Consider the following 21,601-nt stretch of genomic DNA (forward strand, 5'->3'; position numbering starts at 1 on the left):
ATCAACTGGTTACAAAAAGCCCACATGATATTACAGCCAAAAAATAAAAAAATCCCGTCCCTAAAACAGGGACGAGATTTAACCCGCGATACCACCCTGGTTGACAGCAAGCTGTCCACCTTGAACCATTTAACGGTTTTTACCCGAAAGTACTTACTAACCTCATGAGCATGAGATATTCCGTACCTTGCTCGAGGAGGGATTCACAAGCCTTATCCACCGGTTCACACCCACCACCGGCTCTCTTTAGAATAAACATCCTGCTACTAGTTCCTCTCATTGCTTTAACGATATAACAGCGGTGATTTCCGCTTTTTTAATAATTTACTATAATTGTTAGCCAAAAGCAACCCATTTATACGGACTGCGTATTTTTTGCAGCTTTGACCATTTCCACAAAGTATGCCGTCAAGCGGTGGTCATCTATCAGTTCCGGATGGAATGAGCATCCCAAGAATTGCCCTTCCCTTGCGGCCACAATGCGCCCATCATGTTTGCAAAGGATTTCCACATTCTCTCCCGCTTCCACGATATGAGGCGCCCGGATGAATACCCCCGGAAAACTCTCCGCCACATCTTTAATCGCGAGGTCAGCCTCGAAGCTATCGACCTGGCGGCCAAAGGAGTTGCGTTCGACCGTAACGTCCATCACACCAATGTGCGGCTCACTGTAACCGACTAAATTCTTGGCCATTAGTATCAGGCCGGCACAGGTGCCAAACATCGGCTTGCCCTGCGCAGCAAAGTTTTTCAGCTCATCCATAAAGTCATATTTATCAATTAAACGCCGCATTGTGGTGCTTTCACCGCCCGGCAGAATCAGACCGTCCACCACTTGCAGTTCTTCCTTATGCTTGATAGCGAATGCCTCGACGCCGCACGCCTCTAATGATTGAATATGTTCACGGACTGCGCCTTGTAAAGCGAGAACACCAATTTTAATCATAAACATCACCTCTTTATTAGCTGGTTTCAGTCATGCTGTTAGGCTCCATGAGCTCCCCATAGAAGGCAGGTTTCAGTCTTATAGAATGTCTGTCTGCTATTACCAGCCGCGGTCTTGCATTCTTGCTTCAGGTGCCAGTGAGGAAATTTCAATCCCCTTCATCGGAGTGCCCAAGCCCTTAGAAAGTTCAGCAATCAGTTTGTAATCTTGATAATGTGTAGTAGCTTCCACTATAGCCCTCGCAAATTTGGCAGGGTTCTCGGATTTAAAGATACCAGATCCTACGAACACTCCGTCTGCTCCTAACTGCATCATTAGCGCAGCATCTGCAGGTGTAGCCACTCCGCCTGCAGCAAAATTTACAACCGGAAGCCCGCCGTTGCGCTTGACTTCCAGAAGGATCTCATAGGGTGCACCTAACAGTTTGGCTTCTGTCATCAATTCATCTTCGCTCATCGATACGACTTTGCGAACCTGTGCATTTACTTTACGCATATGACGAACAGCTTCCACGATGTTGCCTGTTCCTGGCTCACCTTTGGTACGAAGCATGGATGCCCCTTCACCAATCCGGCGGGCGGCTTCTCCTAGGTCACGACAGCCGCAAACAAATGGCACTGTATATTCTCTTTTATTTAAATGAAATTCTTCATCAGCAGGAGTCAGAACTTCACTCTCGTCAATGTAGTCCACACCCATCGCTTCAAGGACACGTGCTTCGACAATATGGCCGATGCGTGCCTTCGCCATAACCGGGATGGAAACAGCATTCATAACCTCTTCTACTATTCTAGGATCTGCCATTCTAGCAACTCCGCCGGCAGCACGAATATCAGATGGAACCCGCTCAAGCGCCATTACTGCGACTGCGCCTGCTTCCTCTGCAATCTTTGCTTGCTCCGCATTAACAACGTCCATGATGACGCCGCCTTTTTGCATTTCTGCCATACCGCGTTTTACTCGATCCGTACCAGTTTTCATTTCTTTAATCCCCCTTGTATTAAAAAAATTAAGAAAACTCTACTTATACATTGCAAAATCCGTCTAAATTAGTCGGAATTAGTAGATTCCATAAAATCATTAAGCAACAAAAACGGGCTCCTGTCAAGTTAGGAACCCGTTTCTAGGCTTACCAGTATTCACTTACTAGAACCAACCGCTAACAGTGGAGGAAATTCCATTCCAGACATCTCCAAAGAAGCCGCCGATACCTCTCATCATTAACACAAACCAGTTGGCTTTCTCAACACCTTGAGCAGCAACCACGTCTGCTTGCACTTTCTTTTGTCCTTCTTCTGTCAGGAAGCTGACTTTCTCGCCATTTTTCGGCACTAACTTAATGTAACCAACCTTTTCACCCTTTTTGATAGGGGCTGACAGTTGACCTTTTGCATTCACCTTGTCCTTATCAAGGACCAACACGGCTTTATAATTATCCTTTTCCCCATTAGGGATGACCATGTTGATGGCTGACTTGGTATAGATTTTAACCTGACCGTCTTTCCCTTTTGTTACAGGAAGGGTCTTTTTGTTTTTTACTTGATAATGCTTAGGGACAATTTGCTCTTTGGTCGTATTGGCAAAAGCATAGTCAAACATTTTCTTTGTTTCATCAAAACGCGCTTTATAACCACCTGAACCGCTGGCATCCTTGGCATTCTGGACAACTGTAATAAACCGTTTGCCATCACGCTCGGCTGTGCCAGTGAAGCAATAGCCGGCAAAATCAGTGGTGCCGGTCTTCAATCCGTCCACGCCTTTATAGCCATAATCCAATTCAGGAAGCATCCAGTTCCAGTTAATCATGTTAATTTGGTCAGTTGTTCCTTCGCGGAACGTCTTTTTAGGAGTGCTTGCGATTTTTAGCACATCAGGGTATTCGTTAATCAAATGGAAGGCCAATTTTGCTACTGCACGGGAGGACATGACGTTTTCTTCATCAGCCCCGCCCCCTTCCGGCTGCATGCCTTTATAATCGGCATTATTTAAACCAGTGGAATTGACAAATTTAAAATCCTTCAATCCCAATTTTTCAGCTTTTTCATTCATCATTTTAACAAAGTTTGTTTCCGACCCGCCAATCGTTTCCGCAATAGCAATGGTTGCCCCATTGGCGGAGTATATCGCCATCGCCTCATATAGTTCGCGGATTTTATAGGTTCCATCCGCTCTTAAAGGAACATTGGACAGGTCAGTTCTTTGAGAAATTTTATAAACAAGATCACTCACGTTATATTCCTGATCCCATTTTACCTTCCCGTGCTTAATCGCATCCAGCAAAAGATATTCGGTCATCATTTTTGTCATGCTGGCAATGCCTAGTACAGTATCAGCATTTTTTTCATACAACACTTTGCCTGATTGGGCATCAACCAGAATGGCTCCGTCAGCGTTTATATTTAATTGTGCTGCTGCTTGCGCTTTATCCAAACCGGCAATTGGGCTAAGTAACAGCAGAATAGCCAAGGCACCGGCTAACGTTTTCTTGAAAATTGATTTATTCACGATCATACGCCCTCCAACGAATTATTACACTTTGCATATTTTAACATAACTCACTGACAATTCATAGACAGAGCAATGAACCATCTTATTTCCAAAATTACTAGTTTTAAATAATAGGCATGGGACTTTCTGCTTACGTTCATTTCCTCCTATGCACTACTAGCGTTATTTCCCTGGTCATAAAAATAGGCTGACAAAGCGTCAGCCATTTTATTAGGATAATGAATAGTTTGGTGCTTCTTTTGTGATTTGCACATCATGAGGGTGGCTTTCCCTTAGACCAGCACCCGTCATGCGGATAAATTGTGATTTAGTGCGTAGTTCCTCAATATCCTTCGTTCCACAATAGCCCATGCCTGAGCGCAATCCTCCAACCAACTGATAGATGGTATCAGCCAACGGCCCTTTATATGGAAGGCGCCCTTCAATTCCTTCAGGCACAAATTTTTTGGCATCTTCTTGGAAATAACGATCCTTCGAGCCTTTTTCCATGGCAGCAACCGATCCCATACCGCGGTATACCTTAAAGCGGCGTCCTTGGAAAATCTCAGTCTCCCCTGGGCTCTCGGTAACACCGGCAAGCATGCTGCCAAGCATAACCGCATGTCCGCCTGCCGCTATTGCTTTTACAACATCACCAGAATATTTGATACCGCCATCCGCAATAATGGCTTTTCCATGCTTCATTGCTTCAGTCGCGCAATCATAAACAGCGGTAATTTGCGGGACACCGACACCAGCAACTACCCGTGTTGTGCAGATCGAGCCAGGTCCAATCCCCACTTTTACGACATCTACTCCGGCTTCAATTAATGCTTTGGTGGCTTCACCTGTTGCCACATTCCCTGCAATGATTGTTAATTCTGGATATGCCGCCCTGATCTCCCTGACAGTGTCGAGTACGCCCTTAGAATGGCCGTGTGCCGTATCGACAACAATAGCATCCACATTCGCCTTGACAAGGGCCTCAACACGTTTCATGGTGTCTTTCGTTACACCAACAGCGGCTCCAGCTAATAACCGGCCTTGACGATCTTTAGCGGAGTTAGGGAATTCAATGACCTTCTCGATATCTTTAATTGTGATTAATCCCTTAAGCACACCATTTTCATCCACCAAAGGCAACTTTTCAATTTTATACTTTTGGAGAATTTTTTCCGCCTCTTTTAAAGTGGTGCCGACAGGGGCCGTAATCAGATGCTCCTTGGTCATCACATCGGCAATTTTAAACGAATAATCTTGGTCCTGAATAAAGCGAAGATCCCGGTTTGTGATAATACCGATTAGCTTTTGCTCCTCGAGGTTATTGACGATTGGCACCCCGGATATCCGGTATTTTCCCATTAGATGCTCGGCATCAAAAACTTGATGTTCCGGTGTGAGAAAAAACGGATCAGTGATGACGCCACTTTCTGATCTTTTAACCTTTTCAACCTGTTCTGCCTGCTGTTCAATCGTCATGTTTTTGTGAATAATCCCCAGTCCGCCTTGACGGGCCATGGCAATTGCCATTTCCGATTCCGTTACGGTATCCATGCCGGCACTTATAATCGGAATATTAAGCTTAACATTAGGCGATAATTCAACCTGTAAACTGACATCTCTTGGAAGAACTTCAGACCTGCCCGGAATCAACAATACATCATCAAACGTTAATCCTTCTTTAGCGAACTTACTTTCCCACATTTTAACAGCCCCCAGGACAAAAAATTTTATTTGTAGGTTACCAATTGGACAAAATACTGTCAAGGAAGAAGCATTATATTGATTATTCTGAAAAAGGTGATTTAGCTGTGGTGACCTCTTATAAAGGCTGGAAAAGTTATGCTGGATTTTTCTCAGCCGAATACTGTCAACGTTTTCTAAAAAAATGCTATCAAAGACGCCAGATAGAACAGGCGGAATCCAAGAGCTATGAAAATGGCTATGCCTTTCTTTATTATCTGGAACATGGGCAAATTTATTATGAGCAGGCGGAAAAAGCCCCATTAATCATAAAACCCATCTTGCTTTTCTACGGTTTGGTGCATTTGATTAAGGCCTGTATCCTCACAGTGGACCCGTCCTATCCGGAGACGACAGCCGTATTGGCCCATGGGGTATCAACCCGTAAACGGAAGAAACAAAACTACCTGTTTTTTCAGGACGAGGTGAAGCTGCAAAAAAATGGTCTCTTTCCATTTATGTCGGAAAAGTTATTCATGATGAAACAAATGGATGGAGAAAAGGTGATTATGGAGGAGCTGTTGCAAGTCATTCCTGAACTAGATGACTTATTTTTCTTGCATACAGGAAAGCAGACCTTTAAAAACCTAGAATGGGACGGAAAACAATATACAATTCCGGATGATCTATTGGACCATTACCATATGACGGAGAATCGATTCCGGGATTTTCTTGCATCCAAATTCAGTGACGAAATTGAGATATCCGATCAAGGGCTTCGGATTCAGTTAAAGCATGACTTGTTATCGGAAGTGCCGCCATTAAAGTACAATCTGGAGGGGCAAGTGTGGGCATTCCCGTTGTCTAGGTCGAAATGGTTTCTGTTTCCTGAATTGTTGATTCATTATTTGCTGCTGTATAACTTAAGCATGATTGCCCGTTATGAGACAGAATGGTGGAGTGAACTCATCAAGATGATGCCGAATGGTGACTATCCGTTTATTTCCTCCTTTCTTCAAATTACTTTAGAAAAAGGGCCTTTTTTGGTTTATCAATATTTGATGAGGCAGTAGGGGAATGTTTAAATAAATTTCCCATGTAATTTTAATAATAGGCAAAGTTTCGTTTGTAATCCTGTAAAAATGTCCTTCATGGTGGTATGAAGGACATTTTGGCATGAATTCAAATCTGTTTTGACTTGTACGGTACACTTAACAGTTATTTTTTTTGAATAAAATGGCTCTCTATAGCGCACGCACGTATATTGCTTACCGGCGTTTTTGATTGGTTCACCGGCACTTCGCTATATATGCACAAAAAAGACAACCCATACAGGTTGCCTTTTCCTATTGCCTGGCAGCGTCCTACTCTCACAGGGACTTGCGTCCCAACTACCATCGGCGCTGAGAAGCTTAACTTCCGTGTTCGGTATGGGAACGGGTGTGACCTTCTCGCTATCGCCGCCAGACTATTTTATTGAGAAATCATTCTCTCAAAACTGGGTAATCAGAAGAAACTTTTGTAAAACGAGTTCGCATTTTCAAATATGACTTGGTTAAGTCCTCGATCGATTAGTATCAGTCAGCTCCACACGTCACCGTGCTTCCACCCCTGACCTATCAACCTGATCATCTTTCAGGGATCTTACTAGCTTGACGCTATGGGAAATCTCATCTTGAGGGGGGCTTCATGCTTAGATGCTTTCAGCACTTATCCCGTCCGCACATAGCTACCCAGCGATGCCTTTGGCAAGACAACTGGTACACCAGCGGTGCGTCCATCCCGGTCCTCTCGTACTAAGGACAGCTCCTCTCAAATTTCCTGCGCCCACGACGGATAGGGACCGAACTGTCTCACGACGTTCTGAACCCAGCTCGCGTACCGCTTTAATGGGCGAACAGCCCAACCCTTGGGACCGACTACAGCCCCAGGATGCGATGAGCCGACATCGAGGTGCCAAACCTCCCCGTCGATGTGGACTCTTGGGGGAGATAAGCCTGTTATCCCCAGGGTAGCTTTTATCCGTTGAGCGATGGCCCTTCCATGCGGAACCACCGGATCACTAAGCCCGACTTTCGTCCCTGCTCGACTTGTAGGTCTCGCAGTCAAGCTCCCTTGTGCCTTTACACTCTGCGAATGATTTCCAACCATTCTGAGGGAACCTTTGGGCGCCTCCGTTACTCTTTAGGAGGCGACCGCCCCAGTCAAACTGCCCACCTGACACTGTCTCCCATCCCGATAAGGGATGCGGGTTAGAATTTCAATACAGCCAGGGTAGTATCCCACCGACGCCTCCACCGAAGCTGGCGCTCCGGCTTCTCAGGCTCCTACCTATCCTGTACAAGCTGTACCAAAATTCAATATCAGGCTACAGTAAAGCTCCATGGGGTCTTTCCGTCCTGTCGCGGGTAACCTGCATCTTCACAGGTACTATAATTTCACCGAGTCTCTCGTTGAGACAGTGCCCAGATCGTTACGCCTTTCGTGCGGGTCGGAACTTACCCGACAAGGAATTTCGCTACCTTAGGACCGTTATAGTTACGGCCGCCGTTTACTGGGGCTTCGATTCAGAGCTTCGCTTTGCAGCTAACCCCTCCTCTTAACCTTCCAGCACCGGGCAGGCGTCAGCCCCTATACTTCGCCTTGCGGCTTCGCAGAGACCTGTGTTTTTGCTAAACAGTCGCCTGGGCCTATTCACTGCGGCTTACCGAGGCTATTCACCCCAGTAAGCACCCCTTCTCCCGAAGTTACGGGGTCATTTTGCCGAGTTCCTTAACGAGAGTTCTCTCGCTCACCTTAGGATTCTCTCCTCGCCTACCTGTGTCGGTTTGCGGTACGGGCACCTTTTATCTCGCTAGAGGCTTTTCTTGGCAGTGTGGAATCAGGAACTTCGGTACTCTATTTCCCTCGCTGTCACAGCTTGAGCCTTACGGTGAACGGATTTTCCTATTCACCAGCCTAACTGCTTAGACGCACATAACCAGCAGTGCGCTTACCCTATCCTCCTGCGTCCCCCCATCACTCAAACGATAAAGAGGTGGTACAGGAATATCAACCTGTTGTCCATCGCCTACGCCTTTCGGCCTCGGCTTAGGTCCCGACTAACCCTGAGCGGACGAGCCTTCCTCAGGAAACCTTAGGCATACGGTGGATGAGATTCTCACTCATCTTTCGCTACTCATACCGGCATTCTCACTTCTAAGCGCTCCACCAGTCCTTACGGTCTAGCTTCAACGCCCTTAGAACGCTCTCCTACCACTGACATCGAAGATGTCAATCCACAGCTTCGGTGATACGTTTAGCCCCGGTACATTTTCGGCGCAGAGTCACTCGACCAGTGAGCTATTACGCACTCTTTAAATGGTGGCTGCTTCTAAGCCAACATCCTGGTTGTCTAAGCAACTCCACATCCTTTTCCACTTAACGTATACTTTGGGACCTTAGCTGGTGGTCTGGGCTGTTTCCCTTTTGACTACGGATCTTATCACTCGCAGTCTGACTCCCACGGATAAGTCTTTGGCATTCGGAGTTTGTCTGAATTCGGTAACCCGATGGGGGCCCCTAGTCCAAACAGTGCTCTACCTCCAAGACTCTAACTTCGTGAGGCTAGCCCTAAAGCTATTTCGGAGAGAACCAGCTATCTCCAAGTTCGATTGGAATTTCTCCGCTACCCACACCTCATCCGCGCACTTTTCAACGTGCGTCGGTTCGGGCCTCCATCCAGTGTTACCTGGACTTCACCCTGGACATGGGTAGATCACCTGGTTTCGGGTCTACGACTGCATACTATTTCGCCCTACTTAAGACTCGCTTTCGCTGCGGCTCCGTCTCATCAACTTAACCTCGCATGCAATCGTAACTCGCCGGTTCATTCTACAAAAGGCACGCCATCACCCATAAACGGGCTCTGACTACTTGTAGGCACACGGTTTCAGGATCTCTTTCACTCCCCTTCCGGGGTGCTTTTCACCTTTCCCTCACGGTACTGGTTCACTATCGGTCACTAGGGAGTATTTAGCCTTGGGAGATGGTCCTCCCTGCTTCCGACCGGATTTCACGTGTCCGGCCGTACTCAGGATCCACTCAGGAGGGAACGAAGTTTCAACTACAGGGCTGTTACCTTCTATGGCTGGCCTTTCCAGACCGCTTCATCTACCCCGTTCCTTTGTAACTCCATGTTGAGTGTCCTACAACCCCGAAAGGCAAGCCTTTCGGTTTGGGCTGTTCCCGTTTCGCTCGCCGCTACTCAGGGAATCGCGTTTGCTTTCTCTTCCTCCGGGTACTTAGATGTTTCAGTTCCCCGGGTATGCCTTCAATACCCTATGTATTCAGGTAAAGATGCTGCCCCATTACGGGCAACGGGTTTCCCCATTCGGAAATCTCCGGATCAAAGCTTACTTACAGCTCCCCGAAGCATATCGGTGTTAGTACCGTCCTTCATCGGCTCCTAGTGCCAAGGCATTCACCGTGCGCCCTTTCTAACTTAACCTAAATGGTTTAAAACCTAAAATGGCGATTACTCGGTTTTACTTGGTTTCTTCTATACGATTATCCAGTTTTCAAAGAACGATTTTGGTGGAGCTTAGCGGGATCGAACCGCTGACCTCCTGCGTGCAAAGCAGGCGCTCTCCCAGCTGAGCTAAAGCCCCGTTATGAAAATATAAAATGGTGGGCCTAAATGGACTCGAACCATCGACCTCACGCTTATCAGGCGTGCGCTCTAACCAGCTGAGCTATAGGCCCACATTTAAACTATTGAGGATTGGTCCCTCAAAACTAAACAAACAAAACAGAGGTCAACGTCTTATCAGTCCGTAAGGACTGCATATTCCTTAGAAAGGAGGTGATCCAGCCGCACCTTCCGATACGGCTACCTTGTTACGACTTCACCCCAATCATCTGTCCCACCTTAGGCGGCTGGCTCCTTACGGTTACCCCACCGACTTCGGGTGTTACAAACTCTCGTGGTGTGACGGGCGGTGTGTACAAGGCCCGGGAACGTATTCACCGCGGCATGCTGATCCGCGATTACTAGCGATTCCGGCTTCATGCAGGCGAGTTGCAGCCTGCAATCCGAACTGAGAATGGTTTTATGGGATTGGCTTCACCTCGCGGCTTCGCTGCCCTTTGTACCATCCATTGTAGCACGTGTGTAGCCCAGGTCATAAGGGGCATGATGATTTGACGTCATCCCCACCTTCCTCCGGTTTGTCACCGGCAGTCAGATTAGAGTGCCCAACTGAATGCTGGCAACTAATCTCAAGGGTTGCGCTCGTTGCGGGACTTAACCCAACATCTCACGACACGAGCTGACGACAACCATGCACCACCTGTCACTCTGTCCCCCGAAGGGGAAATTCCTATCTCTAGGAGTGTCAGAGGATGTCAAGACCTGGTAAGGTTCTTCGCGTTGCTTCGAATTAAACCACATGCTCCACCGCTTGTGCGGGCCCCCGTCAATTCCTTTGAGTTTCAGCCTTGCGGCCGTACTCCCCAGGCGGAGTGCTTAATGCGTTAGCTGCAGCACTAAAGGGCGGAAACCCTCTAACACTTAGCACTCATCGTTTACGGCGTGGACTACCAGGGTATCTAATCCTGTTTGCTCCCCACGCTTTCGCGCCTCAGCGTCAGTTACAGACCAGAAAGCCGCCTTCGCCACTGGTGTTCCTCCACATCTCTACGCATTTCACCGCTACACGTGGAATTCCGCTTTCCTCTTCTGCACTCAAGTCCCCCAGTTTCCAATGACCCTCCACGGTTGAGCCGTGGGCTTTCACATCAGACTTAAAGGACCGCCTGCGCGCGCTTTACGCCCAATAATTCCGGACAACGCTTGCCACCTACGTATTACCGCGGCTGCTGGCACGTAGTTAGCCGTGGCTTTCTGGTTAGGTACCGTCAAGGTACCGGCAGTTACTCCGATACTTGTTCTTCCCTAACAACAGAGCTTTACGACCCGAAGGCCTTCATCGCTCACGCGGCGTTGCTCCATCAGACTTTCGTCCATTGTGGAAGATTCCCTACTGCTGCCTCCCGTAGGAGTCTGGGCCGTGTCTCAGTCCCAGTGTGGCCGATCACCCTCTCAGGTCGGCTACGCATCGTCGCCTTGGTGAGCCGTTACCTCACCAACTAGCTAATGCGCCGCGGGCCCATCTGTAAGTGTCAGCTAAAAACCGACTTTCAACCTTTCCTCATGTGAGGAAAGAAATTATCCGGTATTAGCATCGGTTTCCCGATGTTATCCCAGTCTTACAGGCAGGTTGCCCACGTGTTACTCACCCGTCCGCCGCTAACCAAAAGGTGCAAGCACCTTAAGATTCGCTCGACTTGCATGTATTAGGCACGCCGCCAGCGTTCGTCCTGAGCCAGGATCAAACTCTCCAAGAAAGTTGATATAGCTCATAAAAGTTAAAACGTTGGCTTCGTTTCGAAAGAAACGAATGTTTATTGTTGACGTATTTGTTTGTTTAGTTTTCAAAGACCAATTTTCCCGTCACTCATAAGCGACTTTATTAATATACCACCCGGTTCACTATAAGTCAACATCTTTTTGTGAATTTATATGATGATGATCTTACAAAGTGAATGGTATAAAAAAAGGAACATCCAATAGGATGTCCCTTTTTCATGTTTATTCCTCATTTTCCTCAGGTAAGTCGGATTGTTGGGTTTCTTCTGGTTTGTTTTCAGAAGGGAAATCCTCTTCATCCGATTCACTTTGTTCCTCTTTTTCCACCTGGGCAACGGTAGCAACGTATTCATTTTCATTTTCTCTTAGGCTAATGAGTTTAACCCCTTGCGTATTTCGGCCTAATTGGGAGATGCCGGCTACATCTATTCTGATCAGCACACCGCCGGTTGTAATTAACATTAAATCCTCTTCACCCGTAACCGCACGCATCGAAACGAGATTTCCGTTTTTCTCGGTAATGTGGCACGTTTTGATTCCCTTACCACCTCTGCCTTGAATCCGGTATTCCACTGCCGGGGTCCGTTTTCCGTAGCCGTTTTTGGTGACAATCAATACGTCATTGTTCTCTTCTAGCACTTCCATGCCAACCACTTCATCGTTTGCGTCAAGTGTAATACCTTTAACACCCGTAGCGGTACGGCCCATTGATCTTACATCCGTTTCAGGGAAGCGGATTAACATGCCATTTTTTGTGCCAATGATGATTTCCTTGCTTCCGTCTGTCATACGTACGGAAATCAACTCATCCCCTTCACGCAGACTTAAGGCAATAAGTCCGTTGTTGCGGATATGGGCAAATGAAGATAATGGCGAACGCTTGGAAATCCCCTCTTTTGTCGTGAAGAACAAGAACCAGTCATCAACAAAATCTTCAACAGGGATAATAGCATTGACCCACTCACCTTTTTCAATTCCGAGCAGGTTAATAATCGGGATCCCCTTCGCAGTCCGGCTGTATTCCGGAACCTCATAACCTTTGGAACGGTATACCTTGCCTTTATTCGTAAAGAACAAAATTGTATCATGTGTGGATGTTGTTATGAGATGTTCCACAAAGTCATCTTCATTCGTACCCATGCCTTGGATCCCTCTTCCGCCCCGTTTTTGAGCGCGGTAGGTGGAGACCGGAAGACGCTTGATATACCCGTTATGGGTTAGGGTAATGACAATATTTTCCCTTGGAATCAAGTCTTCATCCTCAATATTTTCGAAGCCTCCTGAAGCAATTTCAGTACGGCGTTTATCATTGAAGCGTTCTTTGATTTCGAGCAATTCTTCACGGATAATCTCAAGTACTTTTTCTTCATCGGCTAAAATCGCTTTTAACTCTGCAATTAAATTTACAAGCCCTTGATATTCTTCTTCAATTTTTTCCCGTTCCAAACCAGTTAACCGTTGCAGACGCATATCAAGAATAGCCTGTGCCTGCTTCTCGGAAAGGTTGAACTGGGTCATTAAGCCTTCACGGGCGATATCAGTTGTTTGGGAGTTGCGGATCAAACTAATGACAGCATCCAAGTTGTCTAACGCGACACGCAATCCTTCTAAAATGTGGGCACGTGCCTCTGCTTTACGCAGTTCAAACTCAGTTCTCCTGCGGATTACGACCTTTTGGTGGTCGAGGTAATGGCTGATGCACTGCTTCAGGCTCAATACCTTAGGATGTCCATTAACAAGCGCTAGCATATTGATTCCAAAGCTTGTCTGCAAAGCGGTTAGTTTATATAAATTGTTTAAAATGACATTCGCGTTGGCGTCTTTGCGGACCTCAATAACAATCCGCATCCCTCTGCGATCGGACTCATCCCTAAGATCCGTAATGCCTTCAATCTTTTTATCACGGGCCAATTCAGCAATTTTCTCAATCAGTTTTGCTTTGTTGACTTGATAAGGGATTTCGTGGACGATGATGGTTTCTTTCCCGTTGGACTTTTGCTCAATTTCTACTTTGGCCCTTAGTGTAATGGAACCACGGCCTGTTTCATAGGCCTTGCGGATACCGCTGCGGCCAAGAATAATCCCTCCGGTCGGGAAATCAGGACCCGGAATGATATCCATCAACTCTTGAGTGGTAATGTCAGGGTCGTGGCTTAATGCCAAAACACCATCAATGACTTCACCAAGCTGATGCGGTGGAATATTGGTGGCCATTCCAACTGCAATACCTGTTGTGCCATTTACCAACAGGTTAGGGAAGCGTGCAGGCAATACGACAGGTTCCCTCTCTTCACCATCATAGTTATCTTGATAATCAATCGTATCTTTGTTAATATCTCTTAATAATTCCATCGAGATTTTGGACATTCTGGATTCCGTGTAACGCATGGCGGCTGCAGAGTCGCCGTCCACAGAACCGAAGTTACCATGTCCGTCCACCAACATGTAACGCTGGTTGAAGTCCTGGGCCATCCGGACCATGGTTTCATATACCGCAGAGTCTCCGTGCGGGTGATATTTACCGATAACGTCCCCAACGATACGTGCCGACTTTTTATAAGGTTTGTCCGCATGAATTCCAAGATCGTGCATAGCATAAAGAATACGGCGGTGAACCGGCTTTAATCCATCCCGGACATCCGGAAGGGCACGAGAAACAATAACGCTCATTGCATAGTCAAGAAATGAAGTTCTCATTTCCTGACTAATATTAATTTCTTTTATTTGAGAACTTGGTGTTTCTGCCATCTTTGGTACCTCCTGATTGGATTCCCTTGTTAACTAAAAAAGAAAAGGAGGATAGTGGTCAACCCGCTACCCTTAATTTCTGTAGATGAATTATATATCTAGATTTTTAACGTACTGCGCGTTCTCTTCAATGAAGTTACGGCGTGGTTCCACTTTCTCACCCATAAGCATTTCAAAGGTTTCGTCTGCCTCTATAGCATCTTCGAGACTTACCTGAAGCATAGTTCTTGTTGCTGGGTCCATGGTTGTTTCCCATAATTGCTCAGGATTCATCTCTCCCAAACCTTTATACCGCTGAATATTTGGCTTTGGCTGGCTTGGCAGCTCGGCAAAAATTTTATCCAGCTCTTTATCATTGTAGGCATACTCAATGCGTTTGCCTTGCTGCACTTTATATAATGGAGGCTGGGCAATATAGACATAGCCGGCTTCTAAGATTTTACGCATGTAACGATAGAAAAAGGTCAAAAGAAGTGTGCGAATGTGGGCGCCATCCACATCGGCATCGGTCATGATGACAACTTTATGGTATCTGGCTTTGGCAATATCAAACTCTTCTCCTATTCCGGTTCCAATCGCCGTGATCATTGCCCTGACTTCGTTGTTGGAAAGAATTCGATCTAGACGCGCTTTTTCAACGTTTAAGATTTTACCGCGCAACGGCAAAATGGCTTGGAAGTGCCGGTCACGCCCTTGCTTTGCCGAACCTCCCGCTGAATCTCCCTCAACGATGTACAATTCACTTTCTTCTGGTTTTCTTGAAGAACAGTCAGCTAATTTTCCGGGCAAACTAGATACCTCAAGGGCACTTTTCCTACGTGTTAGTTCCCGTGCCTTTTTGGCTGCAAGTCTTGCCCTTGAAGCCATTAATCCCTTATCCACAATCTTCTTGGCCACTGAGGGATTCTCTAATAAAAATTTATCAAATGCAGTTGAAAAAACAGTATTGGTGATTGTACTAACCTCAGAGTTGCCGAGCTTGGTTTTTGTTTGTCCCTCAAATTGCGGGTCAGGGTGCTTGACTGAGATAATTGCAGTCAGTCCTTCTCGGACATCCTCACCACTGAGGTTGCCATCATTTTCTTTAATTAGGCCATTTTTTCGGGCATAGTCATTAATGACTCTTGTCAGGGCCGTTTTAAACCCGGATTCATGCGTTCCGCCTTCATACGTATGGATATTATTTGCAAAGGAATAGATACTTTCGGTATAACCCTCGTTGTATTGAAGGGCCACCTCAACGCTTATTCCGTCCCGTTCCCCGATTACATCAATCGGCTCTTCGTGAACGACCTCTTTTGTGCGGTTTAAATGCTCCACATAGGATTTAATTCCGCCTTCATAGTGGTACTCATGCTGTTTATTTTCTACCCGTTTATCTTCAATCGTGATTCTTAAACCACGGTTTAAGAAAGCCAGTTCACGGATCCTTGTCGCAAGAATGTCATAATCGTATACCAATGTTTCCGTAAAAATTTCAGGATCAGGTTGAAAATGGGTAATCGTACCAGTCTGGTCCGTTTCACCAATCACTTTTAAATCGGCAGCTGGCACACCGCGTTCATATTTTTGATAATAGACTTTTCCATCCCGATGGACATACACTTCCAGGTAAGTGGACAAAGCGTTAACTACGGATGCCCCTACACCATGAAGACCGCCAGAAACCTTATAGCCGCCGCCGCCGAACTTTCCTCCGGCGTGGAGCACGGTCATAATAACCTCAACAGCTGGCCGGCCCATTTTTTCTTGGATGTCTACTGGAATACCACGGCCATTATCCTTTACTGTAATGCTATTGTCTTCCTCAATCATGACATTGATTTCAGTACAGTAGCCAGCGAGCGCCTCATCAATACTGTTGTCCACAATCTCCCACACCAAGTGGTGCAGGCCTCTGCTGCTTGTCGAACCAATATACATGCCAGGCCGTTTCCGAACTGCCTCAAGGCCTTCAAGCACTTGTATCTGGCTTGCATCATACTCATGCTCCTGAACTGATTTTTGATCCATTGTCACTTGAATCACCTGCGCTTTCTGCCGAAATTACTCTATCAAAAATAAATAAACTTAGAATTCATTTATATAAATTTGGCTGGAACGCTTCTTCAAAGTACCGGAAGCGATCGGGGACAAATAGACTTTATCGAAGGTAATCACAATCGATTTATAAGGGTTTTTTGAAAGATTGATTACTTTTTTTTGGTGATGGTTGAGAAATTCTTCAACCAGCTCCGAATTATTGGCACTTTCTTTATCCAAAATAGCGATAATATCTTTTGCTCTAATATTGAGATCTTCCCCGATATGAAGATACATGTTCGTTCCCACCTCAATGAACTTTGTTGATTGTGCCTGCCGCCACTTCAAAAGTGGCTGCTTCCTTTAACGTTTGATGGTCAATGCCATCAACACTTGTGGTTGTCACAAAGGTTTGAACCTTCCCTTGAATGGTATTAAGCAAATGGGACTGACGGTAATCATCCAATTCTGATAAAACATCATCCAATAACAGAATCGGATATTCTCCCATTTCTGAATAAATCAGCTCAATTTCCGCCAGTTTAACGGACAAGGCAGTCGTACGCTGCTGGCCTTGCGAGCCAAACGTTTGGACATCCCGATCATTCACGAAAAACAGCAAGTCGTCCCGATGGGGGCCGAAAAGTGTGGTTCCTCGATCGATTTCTCTTGATTTTACTTTTGCAAATTTTTCTTCAAAGCTTGCTACCATTTTCGACAAATCTTGGTCTTCTAATACCTCCACCGAAGGTTTATAGCTGATTTCGAGTTTTTCCAGTCCTCTAGATATGCCTTGGTGGATGGGCTTTGCCCAATTTTCAAGCATGTAAAGAAACTCAAAACGTTTCCGGACAATTTTTACCGCCATCTGGATAAACTGTTCGGTTAAAATTTCGAGCATGGTCTCATCAGTCTGTTTTTTGATTTGCATCATCTTCAGGAAATGATTGCGCTGCTGGAGTATTTTTTGATATTGACTCATATCATGTAAGTAAATCGGTGATATCTGGCCAATTTCCATATCTATAAATCGCCTGCGGATCTGAGGGCTTCCCTTTACTAAATTAAGGTCTTCGGGAGCAAACATCACTACGTTCATATTCCCAACATATTGACTTAGTTTTTGCTGTTCAATATGATTCAACTTTGCTTTTTTTCCCTTTTTGGATATCACTAATTGCAGCGGCAAGGAACTGTGCTGTTTTTGAACCCTACCTTCTATTTTAGCATAATCCTGATCCCAGCGAATAAGATCTTTATCATTTGAGGTTCGATGTGATTTAGCCATGGCTAAGACGTAAATGGATTCCATGACATTTGTTTTCCCCTGGGCATTTTCGCCTAAGATGACATTTACTTTATTTTCAAATTCAATGGACAATTCCTCATAATTTCGATAATCAGTTAATGCTAGGCTTTCAATATGCATGCAGACGTCATCCTTTAATTACTGGGTAATCACGAACTCTCCATGGCCAGGAATTTTGATTTTATCACCGGCACGCAGTTTTCTGCCCCGTCTTTGGTCCTGTTCGCCATTAATAAACACAACATGTTCACTTAAAAACCATTTTGCCATTCCACCAGTTGAAATGACATCCGCGAGCTTTAAAAACTGCCCTAAAGTAATAAATTCGGTTTCGAGCTTTATCTGTTCAGGCAAATTGTCACCCTCATTTCTTTAAATGGTCTCAATACTTTATTTTACTAAAAATCTCGGATAGATACAAAGGGGAACTAAAAACAAAGCCACCAGCAGGGGTGGCTTATCTCACTTTGGTAATGTTTTCTAGTATGTTCTTACCGGCAAAATCAGCTGCAGGATGGTTTCATCATGAAGAGGACGGATGACAAATGGACGCATGGCTCCCGTGAAATTAATGCGGATGTCCTGTCCCTCAAGAGCTTTCAATGCATCCATCATAAATTTTGCGCTGAAGGAAATTTTTAAGTCTTCTCCTTCAATCGATTCGCTTTGGATTTCTTCGACAACCTTACCGATTTCTGGTGTATTCGACGAGATTTCGATAATGCCGCTGTCGATTGTCGATAGCTTGACCACATTATTTCTGCCTTCACGCGCTAAGAGCGATGCCCGATCAATAGCCTGAAGAAATTCCTTTGTGTTCACTGTAATATCGGTTTTACTGTCAGTAGGGATTAGCCGGGAAGTATCAGGATAGTTTCCTTCCAACAGCCTTGAGAAAAATAATAAATGTTTTGCTTTAAACAGAATTTGGTTTTCTGTAATGACAATATCAATAAAATCACTGGAATCATCAATGATTTTACTTAACTCATTCAGACTTTTGCCTGGAATGACCACATTGTAGCTTTCATCGTTCTCTATTTCGACCTTTGCTTTTCTGAGCGCCAAACGGTGGCTATCTGTTGCAATACAGGTTAACTCCCCATTCTCAATCTTCCAGTTTACACCTGTCAAGATGGGTCGTGTTTCTGAGGTGGACACTGCAAAATAGGTTTGGCGGACCATTGCCTTTAACAAGTCTGCTGCAATATGGAACTTATTGTTTTCTTCGATTTGCGGCAGGTGAGGGTATTCCTCTGCATCCAGCCCAATTAGATTGAACTCGGACTTACCGGATCTAATCACTGTTTGCAGGTGGTTCAATACTTCAATCTCCACCGAGGCCGTTGGCAGTTTTTTTACGATTTCACTAAAGAACTTAGCCTGTAAAACAATGGCACCTGGTTGTTTAATTTCAACAATTTCATTGCCAGCTTCCTCTTTTGGAATAAACGATTCAATTGAAATATCAGAATCACTCCCGGTTAATGTGACTCCTTCTGCAGTGGCGGTAATTTTGATACCGGTCAGAATAGGAATAGTCGTTCGTGAGGTGACTGCTTTCATGACATCTTGAACACTTTGTACCAGACGATCCCGTTGGATGATAAATTTCATTTTTTATATCCTCCGATTTAAGTAATTTTTTAAAGCCTATGGCATATATATTTATTTATTATTTTTTTAAAAAAAACAGTAGAAGTACTAGTAGGGTATGTTGATATGTGGATAACTATTAGTTAAACACGGAAACACAGCCTATCCACATGTGGACAGACTGTGCATGAATTGGTTTGAGTTATTCACATGTTGACTAGATTTTCAACAATTCATTTAGTTCTTTCATTTGCTTTTGCAGCTGCGGGTCCGTTTGGAGCAGCTTTGAAATTTTTTCATGGGCATGGATGACGGTTGTATGGTCCCTGCCGCCAAATTCTTCTCCAATTTTAGGGAGCGAGTAATCGGTCAATTCACGCGATAAATACATAGCGATTTGCCTTGGAAAAGCGATTGATTTTGTCCGTTTTTTAGCCTTAAAGTCCTCCAGCTTGATACTATAATGCTCGCCGACAACCTTTTGGATTTCGTGTATGGTAATCACTTTGGGCTTTGAGCTAGGGATAATATCTTTTAATGCTTCTGCTGCGAGATCGGCATTAATATCCTTGTTAATTAAGGATGAATAAGCGACAACACGAATCAATGCGCCTTCAAGTTCCCGAATGTTCGAGTCAATTTGATTGGCGATGTATAGCATGACCTCATTCGGGATATCCAATCCGTCTGCCTTTGCCTTTTTTCTTAAGATGGCAATCCTTGTTTCCAGATCAGGCGGAGTGATATCCGTAATCAGACCCCATTCAAACCGGGAACGGAGCCTGTCCTCCAATGTTGGAATTTCTCTTGGCGGGCGGTCACTGGAAATGACAATTTGCTTGCTTTCTTCATGCAGGCTATTAAAGGTGTGGAAGAATTCCTCTTGGGTGGATTCTTTTCCGGCCAAAAATTGAATATCATCTATCAAAAGGACATCCACGTTTCGATATTTATTGCGGAAATTCTCAGCCTTGTTGTCACGAATCGAATTAATAAATTCGTTTGTAAACTTTTCAGATGATAAATAAACCACTTTGGCGGATGGATTATGCTCCAGTACATAGTGCCCAATGGCATGCATTAAGTGAGTTTTCCCCAGTCCAACACCCCCATAGATAAATAGCGGATTATAAGCTTTTGCTGGTGCTTCCGCCACTGCCAAGGATGCTGCGTGGGCGAAACGATTGCCAGACCCGATGACAAATGTATCAAAAGTATATTTAGGAATTAAGACACTGGGTGGAAAATCAGTATGATCATCGTCTTTTTTACCCTTTTTCGCCGGCGCTGGGATTTCAAATTCTTCCTCTTTCGGATTTTGCGGAATAATGAACTTTACGGCAAGTTCTTCTCCGGTAATTTCGTAGAGGATTCCGGAAATCAATTGAGAATATCGCTCCTCCAGCCAATCCCGCGCAAACTCGTTGGGGGCTGTTACGACAAGCAGATCTCCTTGAAGGGAATGGGCTTTTGTGGATTTGAGCCAAGTATCAAAGCTGGGTTTGCTGATTTTTTTCTCAATATTGGCCAGGGCTGCATGCCAAAGATCCGCAATGTTTTCCAACTAGTATCCCTCCTTTAAAAAATGGCTAATATTTCTGTGGTTAGTTGATACTCCATCGATATTATTTCCGATATAAATAGTTTTTTCGCTGCTGCGCATTTTTATAAAAAGTAATGAAATAAGTGCTTTTTGCATATAATAAAGGCTATGAAATTATCATTATACGAAACAGTGATTGTGGAAAACATATAATAAGGAATAAAAGTGGAGTTTCGACAATATCCACCCCTTGTGGACAACTTTTTACAGAACCCCTGAATAAACTGTCCACATGTTATCCACAATCTGTGGATAACGAAGATGCCGGTTCAAGTTATTCAGAGTGAAAACACAAATATAATATCAAATAATACCGTGTCATGCAATGGTTTTTCAAAGTTTATCCACAAGTAATCTGGTTGTGAATAAAAATTGTCCACAGGTAGATAGTTTGTGAAAAACCTGTCAATATCTTGTGTGGATAACGAAAAAAATGTCGAAAAAATTATCCACAACCTCGAAAAGCGGAAGTGCCCTGGTCGGCGTCATATGACCTGGAGCGCTCCAACTGAGATAAGGTTAAACTTCAATCAGCGAATGTTTTTCTCGCTGATTGTTAGTTAAACCAATCGGGTTCTTACGGGCAGTTGAGAATCTACTGCCCGTTGAACGGGAAAAAGGAAACAAGTAGAGCAGAGATAGCCGATGCTGACTTATCGCAGGGAAATGCACAATGGACACTAGGCGCTGGGTGCTGTAGCTAGAAAATACTAAAAGAGCAGGAGCTTGGAGCAGTCAGGAAATTTTAAAAGAGGATCTAAATGGTTCCCGCTAAGGAAAAATTGGAAAAGGAACAAT

The 21,601-nt window shown here is 45.0% G+C and carries 12 protein-coding genes, 2 tRNA genes, 3 rRNA genes and 1 other annotated feature; of the genes, 1 reads left to right on the forward strand and 16 read right to left on the reverse strand.

The genetic code is table 11. From position 1 onward, the window contains the following. Nucleotides 1-64: 64 nt before the first annotated feature. Nucleotides 65-289, reverse strand: a binding site (T-box leader). A 66-nt stretch (nt 290-355) separates the two neighbouring features. The 4 genes from pdxT to guaB form a co-directional block, all read right to left on the reverse strand. Further along, nucleotides 356-946: a pyridoxal 5'-phosphate synthase glutaminase subunit PdxT gene (pdxT, locus tag ACY8D0_RS08145; RefSeq protein ID WP_462410026.1), complete on the reverse strand. Its 591-nt coding sequence runs from the start codon at nt 944-946 to the stop codon at nt 356-358. Nucleotides 947-1,045: 99 nt separating this feature from the next. Then, nucleotides 1,046-1,927, reverse strand: coding sequence for a pyridoxal 5'-phosphate synthase lyase subunit PdxS (gene pdxS, locus ACY8D0_RS08150; protein ID WP_462410027.1), 882 nt, complete (start codon nt 1,925-1,927; stop codon nt 1,046-1,048). A 165-nt stretch (nt 1,928-2,092) separates the two neighbouring features. Next, a complete protein-coding gene (locus tag ACY8D0_RS08155; RefSeq protein WP_462410028.1) occupies nt 2,093-3,457 on the reverse strand; it encodes a D-alanyl-D-alanine carboxypeptidase family protein in 1,365 nt (454 codons plus the stop codon). Between the two features lie 207 nt (nt 3,458-3,664). Further along, complete coding sequence (guaB, locus tag ACY8D0_RS08160; protein WP_462410029.1) at nt 3,665-5,137, reverse strand: IMP dehydrogenase; 1,473 nt, start codon at nt 5,135-5,137, stop codon at nt 3,665-3,667. A 107-nt stretch (nt 5,138-5,244) separates the two neighbouring features. Between guaB and ACY8D0_RS08165 the strand changes: the two genes are divergently transcribed. Then, nucleotides 5,245-6,189 carry a YaaC family protein gene (locus ACY8D0_RS08165; RefSeq protein WP_462411324.1) on the forward strand — a complete coding sequence of 315 codons (945 nt, stop codon included), beginning with the start codon at nt 5,245-5,247 and terminating at the stop codon, nt 6,187-6,189. A 278-nt stretch (nt 6,190-6,467) separates the two neighbouring features. On the opposite strand, the gene rrf is transcribed toward ACY8D0_RS08165, so the two are convergent. The 12 genes from rrf to dnaA form a co-directional block, all read right to left on the reverse strand. Beyond that, a 5S ribosomal RNA gene (rrf, locus tag ACY8D0_RS08170) occupies nt 6,468-6,584 on the reverse strand. 83 nt (nt 6,585-6,667) lie between these two features. Beyond that, nucleotides 6,668-9,605: ribosomal RNA gene (locus ACY8D0_RS08175) — 23S ribosomal RNA — on the reverse strand. Between the two features lie 84 nt (nt 9,606-9,689). Beyond that, nucleotides 9,690-9,765, reverse strand: a tRNA-Ala gene (locus ACY8D0_RS08180). Between the two features lie 17 nt (nt 9,766-9,782). Then, nucleotides 9,783-9,859 (reverse strand) — tRNA-Ile (locus ACY8D0_RS08185). Nucleotides 9,860-9,952: 93 nt separating this feature from the next. After that, nucleotides 9,953-11,503, reverse strand: a 16S ribosomal RNA gene (locus tag ACY8D0_RS08190). Together the 16S, 23S and 5S rRNA genes with 2 tRNA genes alongside form the textbook arrangement of a ribosomal RNA operon. Before the next feature lie 244 nt (nt 11,504-11,747). Beyond that, nucleotides 11,748-14,273, reverse strand: a complete 2,526-nt coding sequence (gene gyrA / locus ACY8D0_RS08195) for a DNA gyrase subunit A (protein WP_462410030.1) — start codon at nt 14,271-14,273, stop codon at nt 11,748-11,750. A 90-nt stretch (nt 14,274-14,363) separates the two neighbouring features. Beyond that, nucleotides 14,364-16,286, reverse strand: a complete 1,923-nt coding sequence (gene gyrB / locus ACY8D0_RS08200; protein ID WP_462410031.1) for a DNA topoisomerase (ATP-hydrolyzing) subunit B — start codon at nt 16,284-16,286, stop codon at nt 14,364-14,366. A gap of 57 nt (nt 16,287-16,343) precedes the next feature. Then, nucleotides 16,344-16,592, reverse strand: a complete 249-nt coding sequence (gene remB / locus ACY8D0_RS08205; protein WP_462410032.1) for an extracellular matrix regulator RemB — start codon at nt 16,590-16,592, stop codon at nt 16,344-16,346. A gap of 13 nt (nt 16,593-16,605) precedes the next feature. Then, a complete protein-coding gene (gene recF, locus ACY8D0_RS08210; RefSeq protein ID WP_462410033.1) occupies nt 16,606-17,724 on the reverse strand; it encodes a DNA replication/repair protein RecF in 1,119 nt (372 codons plus the stop codon). A gap of 18 nt (nt 17,725-17,742) precedes the next feature. Further along, entirely contained in the window at nt 17,743-17,958 is a 216-nt protein-coding gene (gene yaaA, locus ACY8D0_RS08215) for a S4 domain-containing protein YaaA (RefSeq protein ID WP_462410034.1), read from the reverse strand. Nucleotides 17,959-18,084: 126 nt separating this feature from the next. Then, nucleotides 18,085-19,221, reverse strand: a complete 1,137-nt coding sequence (gene dnaN / locus ACY8D0_RS08220) for a DNA polymerase III subunit beta (protein WP_462410035.1) — start codon at nt 19,219-19,221, stop codon at nt 18,085-18,087. 196 nt (nt 19,222-19,417) lie between these two features. Then, a complete protein-coding gene (gene dnaA / locus ACY8D0_RS08225) occupies nt 19,418-20,764 on the reverse strand; it encodes a chromosomal replication initiator protein DnaA (protein ID WP_462410036.1) in 1,347 nt (448 codons plus the stop codon). Nucleotides 20,765-21,601 lie beyond the last annotated feature (837 nt).

This window comes from Neobacillus camarae (genome assembly GCF_054950115.1).

Excerpts from the sequence above, each read along its gene's own strand:
- ACY8D0_RS08155 (WP_462410028.1), bottom strand. The coding sequence starts at position 3,457 with ATGATCGTGAATAAATCAATTTTCAAGAAAACGTTAGCCGGTGCCTTG.
- remB (WP_462410032.1), bottom strand. The coding sequence starts at position 16,592 with ATGTATCTTCATATCGGGGAAGATCTCAATATTAGAGCAAAAGATATT.
- dnaN (WP_462410035.1), bottom strand. The coding sequence starts at position 19,221 with ATGAAATTTATCATCCAACGGGATCGTCTGGTACAAAGTGTTCAAGAT.
- gyrB (WP_462410031.1), bottom strand. The coding sequence starts at position 16,286 with ATGGATCAAAAATCAGTTCAGGAGCATGAGTATGATGCAAGCCAGATA.
- guaB (WP_462410029.1), bottom strand. The coding sequence starts at position 5,137 with ATGTGGGAAAGTAAGTTCGCTAAAGAAGGATTAACGTTTGATGATGTA.
- pdxT (WP_462410026.1), bottom strand. The coding sequence starts at position 946 with ATGATTAAAATTGGTGTTCTCGCTTTACAAGGCGCAGTCCGTGAACAT.
- pdxS (WP_462410027.1), bottom strand. The coding sequence starts at position 1,927 with ATGAAAACTGGTACGGATCGAGTAAAACGCGGTATGGCAGAAATGCAA.
- recF (WP_462410033.1), bottom strand. The coding sequence starts at position 17,724 with ATGCATATTGAAAGCCTAGCATTAACTGATTATCGAAATTATGAGGAA.
- gyrA (WP_462410030.1), bottom strand. The coding sequence starts at position 14,273 with ATGGCAGAAACACCAAGTTCTCAAATAAAAGAAATTAATATTAGTCAG.